Below are 18,792 nucleotides of genomic sequence, written 5' to 3'. Positions count from 1 at the left end.
TCCGCCGCCCGTGCCGCGCTTACGCAGGACGCCCGGGTCTATCAAGCCCGACACCGCCGGTCGCGCTCAGATCTCCAGGAGCGCGTAGGGGCGACCGTTCGGCTTCTCGATGTGCAGGGCCACGTTGTAGACCGGCGCGCCGCCGGGCGTGCGCCCCTCGTAGGCGCCGCGATGGGCGTGGCCGTGGACGACCGCGCTCACGCGGAAACGGTCGATGGTCTCGGCGAGGCGCGAACTGCCGAGGAAGGGGAAGATCTCGGGCGGCTCGCCGGCGACGGTCTCAGGGATCGGCGCGTAATGCAGCACGACGAGGGCGCGCTCGCTGCGCACCTGCCGCATGGCGTTCTCCAGGCGGATCGTCTCGTTGACGCTCTCGGCCACGATCGCCTTGATGGCGGGTTCGCCGAAGGAGCCGAGCATCCGCCGGCCGAAACCGCCGACGAACCCCTTCACGCCGACGAAGCCGACGCCCTCGATCTCGGTGCTCTGCCCGTCGAGCAGGCGCATGCCGCCCTGGCGCAGGATACGGGCGACCTCCTCGGCGCAGTCGCTCTCGTAATCGTGGTTGCCGAGCACGGCGACGACGGGGATCGAGCAGGCGCGTAAGTCCTCGGCTAAGAGCTCCGCCTCCCGCGGCTTGCCGAGATCGGTGAGATCACCCGCGATCACCAGCACGTCCGCCTCGCGGGAGATCTCGCCGAACAGGTCGCGGTAGGACGCGACGGCATCCTCCTTGACGTGGAGGTCGCCGATCGCCGCCACGCGCAGGCGGCCCGAATCCGTCATGCCGTCTCTCCTCTCGTCCTCAGCGCCAATCGCCCTCACCGCCGACATCCGCGAAGCCCCATTCCTTCACGTCGATCTCGTAGTCGATGCGCGAGAGCATGCGCCCGCGGCAGATCTTCATCTGCGGCGGCGGCAGGGCACGCTGCTTGGCGAGGCGATCGAGCAGCTCGTCGAGGAGCCAGGCGGGGATGTGGTCGCGCTCCGTCGGGTAGATCCAGCGGAAGCTGAGGAGATGAACGAGCAGCAGCTCCCAGTGCACCTCGAGATAGGCGAGCAGCCGCATCCAGTCGATCTCGGCATGGGTCTTCAGGAGGACGTGCGCGACGTCCGCCCGTCGTAGCGGTGGCGCAGCTTGATGAAGGACTTGGAGAAGACGAGCTCGGTCGGCCCGACGATGCGGATCGGCAGGCCAAACGCCTCCGTCAGCCTCGCATGCTCCATCCAGCCTTCCGTCACCGGCGTCGAACCGCTCGGTGAGGCGAAGATCACGTCGAAGAAGTGACCGTCCTTGAAGACCTTGCCGAGCCAGCGCTCGTCCTCGATCTCGACCCGGTATCCCAGATCCTGGAAGTGGGCGAGGATGCGCGGCCAATCCCCCGCCTTGCAGAAGATGTCGAGGTCCTTCGTCTCGCGCACGATGCCGGTGTAGGCGCTCACCGCGAAGGTGCCGGCGAGGAGGAAGGGAAGGCCGGATTCGGTCAGGCTCCGGATCGCCTCGGTGTAGAACCCTTCGGCCTCCGGGTGGGCGAGCGTCGGCTCAGCCTTGGCATCGACGGTGGGAAGGTGTTCCGTGGCCTGCGAGTCGGGCGGGAGCATGGGACCGGAACGCGGGACGGCGGAGGTTTGATCCCGGGAGAGATCCCCTCCCCGCGAGGAGAGGGGGATGTTTCGACCTCAGCCGATGATCTTGTCGATCGTGATCGGCAGTTCCCGGATGCGCTTGCCGGTGGCGTGGAAGACCGCGTTGGCGACCGCCGCCATCGTGCCGACGATGCCGATCTCGCCGAGGCCCTTCACCCCCATCGGGTTCGCCTTGTCCACCTCGTCGACGAAGATCACGTCGATGTCGTGGATGTCGGCGTGGACCGGCACGTGATACTCGCCGAGATTGTGGTTCATGATCCGGCCGAGGCGCTGGTCGAGCATCGCCTCCTCCTCCAGCGCACCGCCGATCCCCATCACGACACCGCCGAGGATCTGGCTGCGGGCGGTCTTCGGGTTGATGACCCGGCCCGCCGCGATGGCGCTGACGACGCGGGTGACGCGCACTTGGCCCAGTTCCTCGTCGATCTTCACTTCGGCGAAAATCGCCGAGTGCGTGTAGGCCGAGAACTCCTTCTGGTGGCTCGAATCCGGCCCCGCCGATTCCGTGGCCTCGACCTTGTCGACACCGCCGGCCTTCATCGCCTCGACGAGCGAGACGCTGCGGGACGGGTCGTCGGCCACCGCGATGCGGCCGTCGCGGAACACGACGCGGTCGAGATCGACGTTGGCGAGCGGCGAGTGATCCATCCGGCGCGCCATCGTGAAGACTTGGCTCGCGATGGTGCGGCAGGCCTTCATCACGGCGGTGCCGGAGGAGGCCGCCGTCCAGGAGCCGCCCGCCACCGGCGCCTCGGCGAGCGCCGTGTCGCCGAGCTTCGTCGTCACGTCCTCCATCCTGAGGCCGAGCGCGTCGGCAGCGATCTGGGTCAGGATGGTGTAGGTGCCGGTGCCGATGTCGCCGGTCGAGTTGCCGACCACGAGCTTGCCGTCGGCGGTCAGCGTCGCCTGCGCGCTCGACTTCTGCATCAGCGATTCCCAGACGCCCGTCGCCATGCCCCAGCCGACGAGTTCCTTGCCCTCCCGCATGGAGCGGGGCTCGGGCGAGCGCTTGGCCCAGCCGAAACGCTCGGCGCCCTGCTCGAAGCAGGCCCGCAATGCCTTAGAGCCGAAGGGCTTGCCCTCCGTCTGGTCCATCTCGCTGTAGTTCTTGAGCCTCAGCGCGATCGGGTCCTGGCCCGTCGCGTAGGCGAGCTCGTCCATCGCGATCTCGAGGGCGAAGACGCCGGTCACCGCGCCCGGCGCCCGCATGTCGCCGGGGTCGGCAGGTCGAGATGGGTCAGCTTGTAGGTGAGGGCGACGTTCTCGCACTTGTAGAGGATGGCCGCCCAGTTGACGACGACCTCCTGGTAATCCTCGAAGCGCGAGGTGCCCGAGACCGCGTCGTGCCGCAGGGCCTTGAGGGCACCGTCCGCGTCGGCACCGAGGGAGACGGTCTGCAGCACGTCGGGACGGTGGGTGAAGGTGAACATCTGGTCGCGGGTCAGCGTCACCCGAACCGAGCGCTCCAGCTCCCGTGCGGCCATAACGGCGAGGAAGAGCTGGTATTGCGGCCGCAGCCCCGAGCCGAAGCCGCCGCCGAGATAGGGGTTGAGCACCCGGACCTCGTCCTTCTTCAATCCGAACACGCCGGTGAGATAGCCCTGGCTGTTCGAGACACCCTGGATCTTGTCGTAGACGGTAAGGTGCCCGTCGCCCTCCCAGACTACGGTCGAGGCGTGCGGCTCCATCGGGTTGTGGAATTCGATCGCGTGGCGATACTCCTGGCGCAGCTTGACCGGCGCACCGTCGAAGGCCGCGTCCGCGTCCCCCACGGCTCCGGCGGCGGCTTGATGCCGGCCCGCTTCATCGGCGGCGTGTAGGAGAGGTCGCGCTGACGCACGACGTCGGTCTCGGGCTCCTCCGCCTCGTAGGCGAGCTTGACGAGGGATGCGGCGTAGCGCGCCGTCTCGAAATCCTCGGCGACGACGAGGGCGACCGGCTGACCGCTGAAGTGGATCTTCTCGTCGTAGAGCGCCCGGAACGGCGAGCCGGGCGGCGCCACCGCGTCCTGGTAATTGTAGTCGAGCCAGGCCGTGCGCGGCCGATTCTCGTGGGTGAACACCTTGATCACGCCGGGCACGGCCTCGGCTTCGGCGGTCTGGATCTGCGCGATCTTGCCCCGGGTGATCGCGGAGGAGACCACGTAGCCGTGGGCGAGATCGGGCGCCTCGAACTCGCCGGCGTATTTGGCCTGTCCGGTGACCTTGGCGGGACCGTCGACGCGGCTGAGGGCGGTGCCGAAATAGGTTTCGGGGCTGCTGGCCATGGACTCTCTCACCTTCAGGCGATGCGCTTGTCGGATTGCGACTGGGGCGTGCCGGCGGCGGCCTGCTCCAGGGCGCGCACGATGGCGCGGCGGGCGAGCTCGACCTTGAAGCCGTTCTCGGACTGGGGCTTGGCCTCTGAGACGACCCGGTCGGCGGCGGCCGAGAAGGTCTCGCGGGTGGCGGGCTTGCCCAGCAGCATCCTCTCGGCCTCCTCGTTGCGCCAGGGCTTGTGGGCGACGCCGCCGAGGGCGAAGCGCGCCGCCTTGATGGTCTTGCCCTCAAGTTCCATCACCGCGGCGACCGAGACGAGGGCGAAGGCGTAGGACAGGCGGTCCCTCAGCTTCAGGTAGGTGTGATGCCCGGCGAAGCCCTCCGCCGGCAGGTCGACGGAGAGGACGATCTCGTCGGCGCCGAGCGTGGTGTCGCGCTCCGGCTCGTCGCCCGGCAGGCGGTGGAACTCGGAGAGCGGAATCGTGCGCTCGCCCGAAGGACCGGCGACCCGCACCGTGGCTTCGAGTGCCGCGAGCGCCACGCACATGTCGGAGGGGTGCGTGGCGATGCACTGATCGCTCGTGCCGAAGATCGCGTGGATGCGGTTGACGCCGCCGATGGCTCCGCAACCCGAGCCCGGCAGGCGTTTGTTGCAGGGTGTGCCCTCGTCGTAGAAGTAGTAACAGCGGGTCCGCTGCAGCAGGTTGCCGCCGGTGGTCGCGGCGTTGCGCAACTGACCCGTGGCGCCGGCGAGGATCGCGCTCGACAGGACCGGGTAGCGGTCCTCGACCCGCCCGTCGTAGGCGACGGCGGCATTCGTCACGAGGGCGCCGATGCGCAGGCCCCCGTCCTGTTCCTCGATACGGTCGAGGGGCAGGCGCGTGATGTCGACCAGGCGGCCCGGCCGCTCAACGTTGTACTTCATCAGGTCGACGAGGTTGGTGCCGCCGGCGATGAAGCGCGCGTTGGCGCCCGAGGCGATTGCTTGCACGGCCTCCTCGACCGTGCCGGCGCGGACGTAATCGAAGCGGTTCATCCCTGGGCTCCCGACTGCATCACGTCCTCGATGGCATCGACGATGTTGGTGTAGGCGCCGCACCGGCAGATGTTGCCGCTCATCGCCTCGCGGATCTCGTCTCGGGACTTGGCGTGACCCTCGGAGAGCACGCCCGCGGCCGAGCAGAGCTGGCCCGGGGTGCAGTAACCGCACTGGAAGGCGTCGTGCGCGACGAACGCCTCCTGGAGCGGATGCAGCCCGTTGCCGCCGCTGAGCTTCGCGAGACCCTCGACGGTGGTGATCTCGGCCCCGTCCTTCATGACCGCGAGGGCGAGGCAGGAATTCACCCGGGTACCGTTCACGAGCACCGTGCAGGCGCCGCACTGGCCGTGGTCGCAGCCCTTCTTGGTGCCGGTGAGGTCGAGCTGCTCGCGCAGGAGGTCGAGGAGGGTGGTCCAGGGCGCGACCTGCAGCTGGCGCGCCTCGCCGTTGATGGTGAGGCTGATCTCGACCCTCGTGTCCGCGGCGACGGGCGAACCGCTTTCGATGAGCATGGGACGTCCCACATGGCTTGAGGCCGGCCGCGCCGGATTGCGGGCCGGTCGGAATTCGAGAGACCGCGCGCCGCGCTGGGCGGCCGGGCATGGCCTGGAGCCGCGCGAAGGCGCGCCCTGCCCGAGGCCACTCGATAACCGTTCCAAGGTGCCGCTGTTCCCAGGTCGTACCGCGACGCGGCTGCAACGTCCGGTTATCGACGGCGGCGATTCCGTTTCCGGCCGGGCTCGGCTAACGCTAGCGCGGTTCCCGTTCCCGGCCGGACCGCGGCGCGGGGCCCTCGACGAAGGATGGACCGATGGCTGCGCTCGACCCGATCCTCAACGACATCGACCGCGACCTCGACAACGCGCTCGATCGCTTGTTCGAATTCCTGCGGATCCCCTCGATCTCGACGGACCCGGCCTATGCGGGCGAGTGCCGCCGGGCCGCGCAGTGGCTCGCCGGCACCCTCGACGCCCTCGGCTTCGAGACCGCGATCAGCGAGACGTCGCTCCACCCGGTCGTGCTCGCCCACGCGCCGAAGCCGGGCGCCCCTCACGTCCTGTTCTACGGCCATTACGACGTGCAGCCGGTCGATCCCCTCGATCTCTGGGAGACGCCGCCCTTCGAGCCGCGGATCGCCGAAGGGCCCGACGGCGCCAAGCGGATCGTCGCCCGCGGCGCCTCCGACGACAAGGGACAGGTGATGACCTTCGTCGAGGCCTGCCGGGCCTGGAAGGCGATGGCGGGCGAGCTTCCCTGCGGCGTCACCATCTTGGTCGAGGGCGCCGAGGAGAACGGCTCGCAGGGCTTGCCCGAATGGGTCGCGGAGAACCGCGACAGGCTCGGCGCCGACATCGTCCTCGTCTGCGACACCAGCATGTGGAACGCGGGCACGCCGGCCATCACCACCTCGCTGCGGGGACTCGCCTATTTCGAGGTGAAGGTCCGCTGCGCCGACCGCGACCTGCATTCGGGTTTCTTCGGGGGCGCGGCGGCCAACCCGATCCATGTCCTCGCCCGCATCATCGCGGGGCTCCACGACGCGGATGGGCGCGTCACCCTGCCGGGCTTCTACGAGGGCGTGCGCGAGACGCCGCCCGAGATCTTGGAGCAGTGGCGCGGCCTCGATCTCAGCCCGGAAAAATTCCTCGGGCCGATCGGCCTGAAGGAGCCGGCCGGCGAGCGGGGGCGGATGCTGATCGAGCAGATCCAGTCGCGGCCCGCCTGCGACGCCAACGGAATCATCGGCGGCTACACGGGGGAGGGGACGAAGACCGTGATCGCCGGTGAGGCGAGCGCCAAGGTCTCCTTCCGCCTCGTGGACGATCAGGACCCGGAGGTGCTGGCCAGGACCTTCGAGGCCTACGTGCGCGAGCGGGTGCCCGCCGACTGCTCGGTCGAGGTGATCTGCTACAAGGGCTCGCGGGCGATCAGCCTGCCCTTCGACATGCCGGAACTGGAGACGGCCCGCGCCGCGCTCGAGGCCGAGTGGGGCGTGCCTCCCGTGACGGTGGGGGCGGGCGGCTCGATCCCGATCGTCGGCGATTTCAAGCGCATCCTCGATCGCAACACCCTGCTGATCGGCTTCGGGCTCGACGACGATCGCATCCACTCGCCGAACGAGAAATACGACCTCCGGAGCTTCCACAAAGGCACCCGCTCCTGGGCCCGCATCCTCGCCGCCCTCGGCGAGGCCGGAAGGCGGGGCTGAGCCGGCCCCGGCTTGGCGCGCCCGCCCGCCATCGTGTATCGGGCGGGCCGCGAGACCCCGCCCCGCCGCGCGTCCCGCGGCCCTTCCCGTCTCCGGCCGGTGCAGGATGCGCCGGGCCCCGAGGATGACCCGCCTTGTCCCTTCTGCGCGCCGCGATCTCCCTTCTCACCGGCCGAACCGCCCGCCGCCGGGCCGCCGCCGAGGCGAAGATCCGCGCATCCGGACTGTTCGACACCGCCTGGTACGCCGGCCAGAAGGGTGGCCGCACCCGCGCGCCGCTACGCCACTTCATGGCCCGCGCCTTTCGCGAGAGCGCGCCTTGGCCGAACCCGCTCTTCGACCCGGTCTTCTATTGCGAAGGTCATCCCGACCTGAAGCGGATGCGCTTCAACCCGCTGCTTCACTACGCCGAGTACGGCGAGGCGGAGGGGCGGCGCCCGAACCTGTCGTTCGATCCGGTCTGGTACGCGAACGAGCACGGGCTCGACGGGCCGGAAGGCGCGCTCCGCCACTATCTCACGGAGGGGGCGCGCCTCGGGCTGCGACCGGCGCGGGACTTCGACCCCGAGGCCTACCTGGAGAACCATCCCGATCTCGGCCTCACGGCGGCCCAGGCCTTCGCCCACCACGTCCGGACGACGGCCGAGGCCAGCGCCGGCGCCAAGGGGCAGATCTTCAACGGCCTCGCGTACCGGGCCGAGGGAGGCGAGCGCCCGCGCTACCGTTTCGAGAAGGGCGTCCAGCCCTATTGCTACGTGCCTCCGCGCCGGCCCGACGACGTCGAGGCGCGGCTCGCCCATCTCGGCGCGCGGCCGCTCTTCTCGATCGTCACGCCCGTCTACAACGTCGAGCGGCGCTTCCTGGAGGCGGCCATCGCCTCCGTCGCGGCGCAGTGGTACCCGGATTGGGAACTCGTCCTCGTGGACGATTGCAGCACGAGGGCCGAGACCCGGGCGGCGCTGGAAGCGATCGACGATCCCCGCATCAAGGTGCGCTTCAGCCCGCACAACCGGGGCATCGCGCCGACGACGAACGCCGCGCTCGCCGAGGCCACGGGCGACTACGTCGTGTTCCTCGACAACGACGACGAGCTGACCCCCGACTGCCTCTACGAGCTCGCCCTCTGCATCGACCGGACCGGGGCCGACTTCGTCTACAGCGACGAGGACAAGATCGACGGCGAGGGCCTGTTCTCGATGCCGTTCTTCAAGCCGGACTGGTCGCCCGATGCCCTGATGAGCATCATGTACACCTGCCACGTCTCCTGCATGCGCCGCAGCCTGATCGAGGCGGCGGGCAGCCTGCGGCAGGGATTCGAGGGTGCGCAGGATTACGACCTGACCCTGCGGGTGACCGAGCGGACGACGGCGATCGCGCACGTGCCGAAGGTGCTCTACCACTGGCGCACCCTGCCGAGCTCGCTCGCCTCCGACATGGCGGCCAAGCCCTACGCCCACGATTCCGTGCGCCGCCTGAAGGAGGAGGCGCTCGCCCGCCGCGGGATTCCCGGCACGGTCGAGCCGGTCGCCGCGATGCCGGGCCAGTTCCGTGTCAATTACAGCCCGCGCGGCACGCCGACGGTTTCGATCGTGATCCCGTCGAAGGACAATCCGGCGATGCTCCGCCGCTGCGTCGACTCGATCCTCAAGGTCAGCACCTACCGGTCCTTCGAGATCGTCGTGATCGACAATGGCAGCACGCAACGCCCGGCGCTGAAGGCCCTCGAGGAATTGCGCAGGCTCGACGCCGTCACGATCCTGTCGGACCCGCGCCCCTTCAACTATTCGGCGATCAACAATCTCGGCGCGCGGACGGCACGCGGCGAGATCCTGCTCTTCCTGAACGACGACACCGAGATCCTGAGCCCGGACTGGCTGGAGCGCCTCGTCGGCTACGCCCAGCGCGACCACGTCGGGGCGGTCGGTGCACGCCTCCTCTTCCCGGACGGGAAGATCCAGCATTGCGGCATCGTCAATCTCTACGATGGGCCGGGCCACGCCTTCTACCGGCGCAACGACGATCAGGTCGCTGATTTCGGCCGGAACACCCTCGAATTCGACTGGATTGCCGTCACGGGTGCCTGCCTCGCCATCGAGCGGCGCAAGTTCGCGGCGGTCGGCGGCTTCGATGAGACGCTGCCCGTCGCCTACAACGACGTCGAGCTGTGCTTCCGGCTGGTCGAGGCCGGCTACTTCAACGTGGTCTGCCAGAACGTCCGGCTCGTCCACCACGAATCCGTCACCCGCGGGGACGACCAGGCGAGCCGCGAGAAGCGGGAGCGCCTCAGGCGGGACATGATGCGCCTCTACGCGCGCCATCCGGGCTTTCTCGCCCGCGACCCGTTCCACAGCCGCAACCTCAATCCCCTGAGCGGCCTCTTCCTGCCGAACCCGGTCTGAGCATGACGTTCGCCACCACCCTCGCGAGGCCCGCGCAAGCACCGGCCCCGGCCACCTCCGCAGGATCCCTCGCGGATCGCCTGCGCGACCGGATCGCCGCGGCCGAGGCCGTCTCCTTCGACGTGTTCGACACCCTGTTCGTCCGATTGCTGGCCTCTCCGGAGGACGTGTTCGACCTCATCGGCGCCCGCTACGGCATCCCGGACTTCCACCGTCACCGGACGGCCGCACAGACCCGCGCCTTCCAGGTCATGCACGAGCGCGAGCGCCAGGAGATCGACCTCGACGGCATCTACGAATGCCTGCCCGATCTCGGCGTCCCGGCCGAGACCTTGAAGCGCGCGGAGTGGGAGATCGAGCTCGCGGTGCTGCGCCTCAATCCCGAGATGGAGGCTGTCCTGCGGCTCGCGCGCGAGATGGGGAAGCGCTGCGTCCTCAACTCGGACATGTACCTCCCGCGCGCATTCTTCGAGGAACTCTGCGCTCGGGAGGGTATCGCGGTCGACGCGACCTACGTCTCGTCCGAGCGTCAGGCGACGAAGCGCGATCATGGCGCCCTGTTCACCCTGGTGGCGCAGGATCTCGCGCTCGCGCCCGCGCGCATCCTCCACATCGGCGACAACCCGGCCTCCGACATCCGGCGCGGGGACGAGATGGGGTTCGCGACGTTCCACTATGTCGCGAACCTGCCCGAGCGCGATGTTGCCCCCGACCCGGCCCACTCGCTGGCCACCGGTGTCTCGCGGTTCGCCGCCTATCATACGGAGCGCTCGCCCTGGTGGCGCCTCGGCTACGCGGCCGGCGGCCCGGCGCATCTCGCCCTCGTGCGCTGGCTGGAGGCCCGCACGCGAGCTGACGGGATCGATCTCCTGCTGTTCCTGTCGCGGGATGGATTCACGCTGCACCGTCTCTGGCCGAAGACGGGCGTGCCCAGCCTCTACTTCAAGTGCTCGCGGGTTCTGCTCATCCTCGCCTCGATCACGGAGCGCAATTTCGAGGAGAACATCCCGTTCCTGCTCTCGGGCGCAGAGGGGCTGTGCCTCGCCGACATCTCGGCGCGCATCGGCCTGGATCTGCCCGACGAGGGCTTTCTCGCCGATCTCGGGCTCGGGGCCGGCACCGTCCACGGGCGGGGCAACCGCAAGCGCTTCGAGTCGTATCTGCGGGTGATGCGCTGGCGCATCCTGCAGATCTGCACCGAATGTCGCCGGGGTCTCCACGCCTACGGCCTCAAAGCGGGCCTGCGAAGCGGAATGCGAATCGGCCTCGTCGATGTCGGCTGGAAAGGCAGTACGCAGACAGCATTCGTGCGCTTCGCCGAGCCCACCTTCGGCGTGAGCGTCAAAGGTTACTACGTCTGCCTGCACCGGGACGCCCGGCGCGAGCGGCCCGGCCTCGACATGGAGGCGCTGATCACGGAGCGGACCCATTCGGCGGAGACGATTCGGGATCTCTACGCGAACCGGGTCGTGGCGGAGCTGTGTTTCTCGGCGCCGCACGGCTCGATCATCGGCGCCGACCTCGGTGAGGACGGCAGCGTCGCCTTCGCGGAAGATCCCGGCCGCGGAGCGGACCCGCGCCTGCCCGGGATCGCGGCGGAAGTCGATGCGGGCATCCAGGCCGCGGTGGCCGATCTCGAGCGTCTCGTCGCGGACCTGAAGGATCTGCCCGTGGATCTCACGGTTCCCGCGCTCACCGCGCCCCTCCTGCGGCTGGCCCGCGCCCCGAGCCCGGCCGAGGCCGAGGTGATCGGGTCGATCCATAATTTCGACAGCTGGGGCAGCAGCGTGCTCTTCACGAACTACGCCGCCTCGCTGAAGGCCCGGGGCGCCGCCCGAGGCGATTCCTGGCCGGCAGGCCTCGCCGCCCTGAGGGCGGCGGGGCGCTGAGCGTTCAGATGCGGCGGCTCCCGTCGAGGCTGAGGGCGCCGGGGCCGGCCGCCGCGAGGTAGAGGAAGACGAAGCAGAACAGGATCGCCGCGTCGCCCCCGTTCAGGGTCGGGAAGAAGTTCTTCGGCGCGTGGAACATGAAGTAGGCCACCGCCATCTCGCCGCTGAGGAGAAGGGCGACGGGACGGGTGAAGAGACCGAGCACGATGAGCGCGCCGCCGACGAGCTCCAGGATGCCGCCGATCCCGAACAGCGAGAGCAACTCCGGCGCCGGGTTCGTGCGCGGCGGAATGCCGAGGAGCTTCTGCGAGCCGTGGGCCAGGAACAGCAGGCCCGCCATGATCCGGAGGGCGGCGAGCGCGTAGGGCGCGAGCCCCGAGAGGCGGGTGGTAAGGGCTGCCATGGGGAGTGTCGTCTCGGTGAGGGAGGAGAGCCCGCATCGCGGCCCGGAACGGACCGCGATGTCAAGCAAGCGCCGCCCTCGGTCGTGCGCGGACGCACAGGGCGTCCCGACTAACCTTCCTTGAAGCCGTATTCGGGCACGCCCTCGTCGTTGCCGTAGTACTTGTAGGGCAGGAACTTACCCGACATCGCGAGCTTGACCCGGTCGCCCTTGTTGTTGGGCTCGCGCTCCATCGTCATGTTGAAGTCGATCGCCGACATGATGCCGTCGCCGAACTCCTCCTGGATCAGCTCCTTCCAAGTCGTGCCGTAGACCATGACCAGCTCGTAGAAGCGGTAGATCAGGGGGTCCGTCGGCGGCATCTGGGGGATCGAGCCGCGATAGGGCGCCTCGTTCAGCATCCGCTCCTCGGCCTTCGAGAGGCCGAACAGATCCGCGGCCTTGGCGGCCTGAGCCTTCGGCAGCTTCATCTGGCCCAGGCAGGCCGCCGTGATCAGGATCGGCGAGATCCCGCCGATCTCCTCTTGGATGTGCTTCCAGGTCCAGCCCTTCTCGCGCTTGATGTCGAGGAGCTTCTCAGTGAGGTCTGCGCGCTTCATGGGGTCTCCGGGATTCAGGATCGCGGGGAGCGTCGAAGGCGCTCCCGGATGCGGGCGCGGTGCCGGCAGATCACGACGGTCCGGATTGGCAAGCGGCGTGCCAAGCCGCGGGCGACCGCAGCCTGTGCGGCACCCGCCCCCGGATTGGCCGGTTGCGCGCAGCGCGGTTAATGGAAAACGAACGCGTTTCGCCTAGCGCATGTTCGAGCGAAGCGGATTCCGGTTCGCGTGAAGAACATGCGTTGTCTCAAGAGGTTGAAGCATGTTCCATGATCCTTGGATCATGGAACATGCTCAAGGGCCGGTCGTCGAGGCGCGGCATGCGGGGTTCTGATGGCGCTGGTCCCGGTCTGGACGATGGCGGTGCTCGCCGGCACCATGATCGTCAAGCACTACATCGCCGACTTCGTGCTCCAGACCGACTGGATGGCGCGGGGGAAGGAGCAGGAGCACGGCTGGCTCCTGCCCCTCTCTGCGCACGTCGCCTGCCACGCCCTCGCGACGCTCTGCATCGCCCTCGTCGTCGCGCCGCGGCTCTGGTGGCTGGCCCTCGTCGACTTCGCGATCCATTTCTGCATCGACCGGACCAAGGGCGTGATCTCCCGCCGCACACGCTGGAATCCGGGTCAGGTCCAGTTCTGGTGGCTCCTCGGCTTCGATCAGATGCTACATGCGCTGACGGATCTCGGGCTCGCGGCCTCCTTCCTCAGCCTGTAGCGGGACGATGCCCGATAGGCGGATTGGCGGTCTCGGAAACCGACCCGAAAGCATTTTCCTAGATTCAGCTTCAAATTGTATTTGTCGTGTCGGGCCGTTCTTCGCGCGAGAGAAGATCATCGCGGGAATCGTGTGATCGAGCCGCGCTTCGATGCGGGCGCTTGAGGTTTGTTTAACGGGCCCGTGCCAGGAGGAATGCTGTCGCCTGGAGGCGGGCGAGGCGAAGACCTCATGCACGACCCCTACGCCCACATCACGCTCAGCGCCGGCACGATCCTCTTCGAGGAAGGGGACGCAGGCGATTACGCCTACCTGATCACGCGCGGGCGCATCGAGATCTTCCTCCGGCGGGACGGGGGCGAGGTGCGGCTCGCCCTGCGCAGCCCCGGCGAGATCTTCGGCGAGATGGCGATCCTCGATTTCGATCCCCGCTCGGCCTCGGCGCGGGCCCTGGAGGATTGCGAACTGGTGCCCGTGAGCGAGGCCCAGATCCGCCAGCGGCTTTCGGAATCCGACCCGGTGCTGCGCCTCTGCCTCGGCGTCGTGATGGCGCGCTATCGCGAAACCGTGACCCTCCTCAGGGAGCACGGCATCGCGGCCCGGCACGACCTGCCGCAGCCCGCCGCGCCGTCGCCCGCGGCGCGGGCGGATTTCGATGCGGCGATCACCGCCGTCGTGCTGGAGCGCGAGCTGCGCCGCGCCCTCGACCGCCAGGAATTCGAGCTCTTTTTCCAGCCGATCGTCCGGCTCGGCACCGGCATTCTGGCCGGCTTCGAGGCGCTGATCCGCTGGCGCCACCCGGAGCGCGGCCTCGTCCTGCCCGGCGGCTTCATCGCCGTCGCGGAGGAGAGCGGGCTCATCGTCGACATCACGGCCTGGGTCGTCTCCGAGATCGGCCGCGTCCTGCCCGAGATCATGCGGGTGGGCTTGGGCAATGCCGTCGCGGTCGAGGGCCCGCTCTTCGTCAGCATCAACGTTTCAGGCCACGACCTCGCCCGGGCGACCTTTCCGGCATGGTCTGCGAGATGCTGACCACCCGCGGAATCCCGGCGGGCAGCCTCAAGCTTGAGATCACCGAGAGCACGCTGATGCGCGATCCGGTGACCGCCGCCGACGCACTGACGCGCTGCCGCGCCAGCGGGATGGGCATCGCGATCGACGATTTCGGCACCGGCTACTCGTCGCTGAGCTATCTGAGCACGCTCCCGATCACGACCCTCAAGGTCGACCGGGCCTTCGTGCGGGCGATGCTCTCCGAGCCGCGGGACCACCGGATCGTCCAGACCATCCTGCGGCTCGCCGACGAGATCGGCATCCCGGCCGTCGCCGAGGGCATCGAGGAGCCGGCCGAGGCGCTGGCGCTCGCGGGGATGGGCTGCGCCTACGGCCAGGGCTACCTGTTCGGCCGCCCGGCGCCGCTGCCCGAGACCCTCGCCCTGATCCGATCGTGGAACCGCGCCGACGCCGCAGATCCTCGCGCCTCGGCCGCCTGAGGGGCCGTCCGACAGGCAGGATGGGTTCCGTCTCCCGACACGGAGAGCTGAGGCCCGACGCTTCGAAGGTCGGACTCAGCCCATGAAAAAGGGGGCCTTTCGGCCCCCTCTCGGATCTGCACCGGCGCGCCCGCTCACATGCCGCGGCGCATGTCCCGACGCATATCACGGCGCATCATCTCGCGGCGCATCATGCGGCGCTCCATGTGCCGGCGCATCATGCGGCGCTCCATCATGCGGCGCTCCATTGGCGTCATGTAGACCTGGGTCACCGCGTCGGGGGCGGCCACGCCCATCGGCGCGCCCGGAGCCGCGGAGGCAGAGGTGGCGAGGCCCGCGGTGCCGAGCGAACCCAGGAGGGCAATGGCGAAGGTGAATTTCCTCACGAACGAGATTCCTTTTCTCTGTTCCCCGAGCGCGGCACCCGGTCTCTTCCCCGAAAGCGACGGCTCCGGAGATGGCAATCGCGCGTCGATCGCGCGGCGGGCCTCCGTCGGGGCCCGCCCCGCTACAACTTTCGGGCTACAGATTCGTTTCCTCGAACGCCTTCACCCATTCGGCGCAGATGCCGGAGCGGACGATGTCGTCGCGGGTGAACTCCACGACAGGGATCGGCATCATCCGGCTCTTCACGAGGTGGATGACCGTGCGCAGCCCGCTCGTCTCGCGCAGGTCCGTCTGCGAGACGTCGCCGTTGATGATGACCTGGCAATCGTCGCCGATGCGGGTCAGGAACATCTTGATCTCGGCGGTGGTGGTGTTCTGCGCCTCGTCAAGGATCACGAGGCAGTTCTTGAAGGTGCGACCGCGCATCACCTCGAAGGGGACGATCTCGATGTCGCCGGTCTTGAGCGCGATCTCGAAGGCCGCCTGGCCCATCCGCTCCTTCATGGCCTCGGTCAGCGGGGCGACCCAAGGGGCGATCTTATCCTCCAGCGTGCCCGGGAAGAAGCCGAGCGAGCGACCGGAGGGCACGTTCGGCCGCGTGATCACCACCTTGGCGATGCGACGCTGGCGGAGCTGGTCGGCGGCACGGGTGCCGGCGATGAAGGTCTTGCCGGTGCCGGCGGGCCCCAGCACGATGACTTGCGCGTGAGAGGCGAGTGCTTCGAGGTATTGTCCTTGTCGTTCGGTCAGAGGTTGGATCGGGCTTAGGTGACGTTCCTCGTCGAACCGGGTCCGGTGCAGCCGGACCGGGCGATCTTCCACCAGCTCAAGTCGTGCGCGCCGTCTTTTCATCGATCAACACTCCACTTGGACTTGCCAACCTGGACTTGTCACTGCGCGAGCTTGTCAAACCTGTATTGCCGGATGTCTCCCGTCGTTTGTGAGCCAATCGCAAGCGAGCGCGCAGGTTCCATCGCGCCGCGCATTGCTTGTGGAGAGCACCCGGGTTCGAGCACACGCGGCACGAAATGCCGCATGCAACGCGCGCACCATGCCTGGCCCGCCATGACGGCGGTACGACGCAAACCTGCGCGTGTGACGAAAAAGAAACGATGAGCGAGGGAGGAGACGATCAGCCGCCCGCGAGGCGCCCGGCACAGTCGGGATGACGGAGCATCCGGCACGACCTCAGCCCTTGCTCGCCGCGTTCGGCGATGCCGGCCGGCCCTGCCGCCCCTGAAGTCCGGGCTTGGCCGGCGGGACAGTCTTCAGCCCTGTTGGACGAAGCTGTCGAGAACCATCTTGCGGCCGGCCTTGTCGAAGTCAACGGTGAGCTTGTTGCCGTCGACGCCCGCCACGGTTCCGGGCCCGAACTTGGTGTGGAAGACCCGCATGCCGCCCGAATAGGCGGAGGGCGTGCCCGTGGATTTGGCAACGAGCTCGCCCTCGATCTGACGCGGGCCGCCGCGGCCGCCCGGCGGGGCATTGTAGGACGAGCCGAAGCCGCGGCCGCCGCTGGCGGCGGTGTTCGCCTGCGCCCGCTGCCAGCCCGGCGTACCGTAGGAGGAGCCGAACGGTGCCGGGTTCCGGTCGAAGCGAGAGGCGCCGGCCGAGAAATGGGCGGGCGCCTCCACCACGTCGACACTGGCCGGCGGCAACTCGTCGATGAAGCGGGAGGGGATGGTCGAGGACCAGAGGCCGTGAATGCGGCGGTTGACCGCGAAGGACAGCTTGGCGCGCTTGCGCGCCCGGGTCAGCCCGACATGGGCGAGGCGGCGCTCCTCCTCGAGCCCGGCGCGCCCGCTCTCGTCGATGGCGCGCTGGTTGGGAAACAGGCCGTCCTCCCAGCCGGGCAGGAACACGGTGTCGAATTCCAGGCCCTTGGCGGCGTGCAGCGTCATCAGGCTGACGCGCTCGGCCCCTTCCGCCTCGCTCGCGTCCATGACGAGGGCGACGTGCTCCAGGAAGCCCGCGAGGTCCGGGAATTCCTCCATGGAGCGCACGAATTCCTTGAGGTTCTCGAGCCGTCCCGCGGCGTCGGCCGAGCGGTCCTTCTGCCACATCTCGGTGTAGCCGGATTCCTCCAAGATGGTCTGCGCCACCTCGGAATGCGGCATCGTCTCGATCGAGCGCGCCCAGCGGGAGAAACTCTCGACGAGGGCGCGCAGCGTGGAGCGCACGCGCGGCTTCAGCTCGTCGGTCTCGATGAGGCGGCGGGCGGCGAGCAGCAGCGGGATCCGCTCGGCGCGGGCATGGGCGTGGAGCTGCTGCAAGGTCGCGTCGCCCAGCCCCCGCTTCGGCGTGTTGATGATGCGCTCGAAAGCGAGGTCGTCGGCGGGGTTGGCGGTGGCGCGCAGATAGGCCAGCGCGTCGCGGATCTCGGCTCGCTCGTAGAAGCGCGGGCCGCCGATCACCCGGTAGGGGAGGCCCAGTTGGACGAAGCGGTCCTCGATCTCGCGCATCTGCGCCGAGATTCGCACCAGCACGGCGATCTCGGAGAGGGGATGCTTGCGGGCCTGCAGCGATTCGATCGATTCGGCGAGGAGCCGCGCCTCCTCCTCCGAATCCCAGGCGCCGCTGACGGTGACGCGCTCGCCCGCCTCGTCCTCGGTGCGCAGGGTCTTGCCGAGGCGCCCCTCATTCCTGGCGATGAGGCCCGAGGCCGCGGCGAGGATGTGGCCTGTCGATCGGTAGTTGCGCTCCAGGCGGATGACGGCCGCGCCCGGAAAGTCGTGCTCGAAACGCAGGATGTTGTCGACCTCGGCGCCGCGCCAACCGTAGATCGACTGGTCGTCGTCGCCGACGCAGGCGACGTTGCGGTGCCCCTGCGCCAGGAGCCGCAGCCAGAGATACTGGGCTACGTTCGTGTCCTGGTACTCGTCGACGAGGATGTAGCGGAAGCGGCTCTGGTAGTTCTCCAGCACGTCCGGGTTCTCGCGCCAGAGCTTGAGGCACAGGAGCAGGAGATCGCCGAAATCGACGGCGTTCAGCGTCGCGAGCCGCGCCTGGTAGGCGGTGTAGAGCGCGCCGCCCTTGCCGAAGGCGAAGGCCCCGGCCTCCCCCGGCGGCACCTGCTCGGGAGCGAGGCCGCGGTTCTTCCAGCCGTCGATGGCGTGGCCGAGGGCGCGTGCCGGCCAGCGCTTCTCGTCGATGTTCTGGTCGGCGATGACCTGCTTCATCAGGCGGAGCTGGTCGTCCGTCCCGAGGATCGTGAAGTCGGATTTCAGCCCGACGAGCTCGGCGTGGCGGCGCAGGATCTTGGTGCCGATGGCGTGGAAGGTGCCGAGCCAGGGCATGCCCTCGCCCGCCGGGCCGATCAGGGCGCCGATGCGCGCCTTCATCTCGCGGGCCGCCTTGTTGGTGAAGGTCACCGCCAGGATGTCGTAGGGGCGAGCCTTCCCGGTCGCGATGAGGTGGGCGATTCGCGTCGTCAGCACCCGCGTCTTGCCGGTGCCGGCCCCCGCCAGAACGAGGACGGGACCGTCCGTGGTCTCGACGGCCCGGCGCTGCTCTGGGTTGAGCCCTTCGAGATAGGAGGAGGCGCCGGGCCGAAGGGTGGCCATGGCGCGGGCCGCGATCGAGGTGGGAGCGGAATCGGGCTGCGGCCCGGGCGCCGCCGCCGCATCGGAATGCTTCTGCATGGCCCCTCACTGGACCAAAACGCGAACGGCGTCGAGGGCGCCGCGGCCGCAGAACCGGAACTTGCGCGCGTGCTGCCGCGTCGTCACATCGATCCCGGGTCTTCGGGT

14 protein-coding genes and 2 pseudogenes are annotated in these 18,792 nt (G+C 68.8%); 6 read left to right on the top strand and 10 right to left on the bottom strand.

The window, feature by feature from the left end:
- Positions 1–66: 66 nt before the first annotated feature.
- From DK389_RS10485 to DK389_RS10465, 5 genes and pseudogenes are all read right to left on the bottom strand, one after another.
- Positions 67–786 carry a metallophosphoesterase family protein gene (locus tag DK389_RS10485; protein ID WP_109889409.1) on the bottom strand — a complete coding sequence of 240 codons (720 nt, stop codon included), beginning with the start codon at positions 784–786 and terminating at the stop codon, positions 67–69.
- A gap of 19 nt (positions 787–805) precedes the next feature.
- Positions 806–1,602, bottom strand: a pseudogene (locus DK389_RS10480) (nucleotidyltransferase family protein).
- Positions 1,603–1,680: 78 nt separating this feature from the next.
- A pseudogene (locus DK389_RS10475) lies at positions 1,681–3,916 on the bottom strand (xanthine dehydrogenase family protein molybdopterin-binding subunit).
- Positions 3,917–3,930: 14 nt separating this feature from the next.
- Positions 3,931–4,944 (bottom strand): FAD binding domain-containing protein, encoded by a 1,014-nt coding sequence (locus DK389_RS10470; RefSeq protein ID WP_109889408.1) that lies wholly within the window; start codon positions 4,942–4,944, stop codon positions 3,931–3,933.
- On the bottom strand, positions 4,941–5,459 hold the full coding sequence (locus DK389_RS10465) for a (2Fe-2S)-binding protein (RefSeq protein ID WP_109889406.1): 519 nt from the start codon (positions 5,457–5,459) through the stop codon (positions 4,941–4,943). The genes DK389_RS10470 and DK389_RS10465 overlap by 4 nt, the downstream gene beginning before the upstream one ends.
- Before the next feature lie 299 nt (positions 5,460–5,758).
- Between DK389_RS10465 and DK389_RS10460 the strand changes: the two genes are divergently transcribed.
- The 3 genes from DK389_RS10460 (at position 5,759) to DK389_RS10450 (ending at position 11,444) form a co-directional block, all read left to right on the top strand.
- The gene (locus DK389_RS10460; protein ID WP_109889404.1) at positions 5,759–7,156 is read left to right on the top strand and encodes a M20/M25/M40 family metallo-hydrolase; all 1,398 of its coding nucleotides are present in this window, start codon (positions 5,759–5,761) and stop codon (positions 7,154–7,156) included.
- 134 nt (positions 7,157–7,290) lie between these two features.
- Complete coding sequence (locus DK389_RS10455; RefSeq protein ID WP_109889402.1) at positions 7,291–9,555, top strand: glycosyltransferase family 2 protein; 2,265 nt, start codon at positions 7,291–7,293, stop codon at positions 9,553–9,555.
- A gap of 2 nt (positions 9,556–9,557) precedes the next feature.
- Positions 9,558–11,444, top strand: coding sequence for an HAD family hydrolase (locus DK389_RS10450; RefSeq protein WP_109889400.1), 1,887 nt, complete (start codon positions 9,558–9,560; stop codon positions 11,442–11,444).
- A 4-nt stretch (positions 11,445–11,448) separates the two neighbouring features.
- Here DK389_RS10450 and DK389_RS10445 read toward each other — a convergent pair whose 3' ends face one another.
- Entirely contained in the window at positions 11,449–11,847 is a 399-nt protein-coding gene (locus tag DK389_RS10445; protein ID WP_109889398.1) for a DoxX family protein, read from the bottom strand.
- Between the two features lie 110 nt (positions 11,848–11,957).
- Positions 11,958–12,446, bottom strand: coding sequence for a cyanase (gene cynS / locus DK389_RS10440; protein WP_109889396.1), 489 nt, complete (start codon positions 12,444–12,446; stop codon positions 11,958–11,960).
- Positions 12,447–12,779: 333 nt separating this feature from the next.
- Here cynS and DK389_RS10435 point away from each other — a divergent pair, with 333 nt between their 5' ends.
- The 3 genes from DK389_RS10435 (at position 12,780) to DK389_RS35580 (ending at position 14,656) form a co-directional block, all read left to right on the top strand.
- A complete protein-coding gene (locus DK389_RS10435) occupies positions 12,780–13,163 on the top strand; it encodes a DUF3307 domain-containing protein (protein ID WP_236960797.1) in 384 nt (127 codons plus the stop codon).
- A gap of 231 nt (positions 13,164–13,394) precedes the next feature.
- Positions 13,395–14,195 carry an EAL domain-containing protein gene (locus tag DK389_RS35585; RefSeq protein ID WP_250645687.1) on the top strand — a complete coding sequence of 267 codons (801 nt, stop codon included), beginning with the start codon at positions 13,395–13,397 and terminating at the stop codon, positions 14,193–14,195.
- Positions 14,189–14,656, top strand: coding sequence for an EAL domain-containing protein (locus DK389_RS35580; RefSeq protein WP_250645686.1), 468 nt, complete (start codon positions 14,189–14,191; stop codon positions 14,654–14,656). Before DK389_RS35585 ends, DK389_RS35580 begins: the two co-directional genes overlap by 7 nt.
- 134 nt (positions 14,657–14,790) lie before the next feature.
- Here DK389_RS35580 and DK389_RS10425 read toward each other — a convergent pair whose 3' ends face one another.
- The 3 genes from DK389_RS10425 to DK389_RS10415 form a co-directional block, all read right to left on the bottom strand.
- Positions 14,791–15,042: a hypothetical protein gene (locus DK389_RS10425; RefSeq protein WP_109889394.1), complete on the bottom strand. Its 252-nt coding sequence runs from the start codon at positions 15,040–15,042 to the stop codon at positions 14,791–14,793.
- Positions 15,043–15,178: 136 nt separating this feature from the next.
- Complete coding sequence (locus DK389_RS10420) at positions 15,179–15,895, bottom strand: PhoH family protein (protein ID WP_109889392.1); 717 nt, start codon at positions 15,893–15,895, stop codon at positions 15,179–15,181.
- 416 nt (positions 15,896–16,311) lie between these two features.
- Positions 16,312–18,684, bottom strand: coding sequence for an ATP-dependent helicase (locus DK389_RS10415; RefSeq protein ID WP_109889390.1), 2,373 nt, complete (start codon positions 18,682–18,684; stop codon positions 16,312–16,314).
- Positions 18,685–18,792 lie beyond the last annotated feature (108 nt).

It is taken from the genome of Methylobacterium durans, from assembly GCF_003173715.1.
Lineage (GTDB): Bacteria > Pseudomonadota > Alphaproteobacteria > Rhizobiales > Beijerinckiaceae > Methylobacterium > Methylobacterium durans.
Note: the sequence above shows the minus strand (reverse complement) of the source record. Positions and strands in the feature narration are given on the sequence as shown.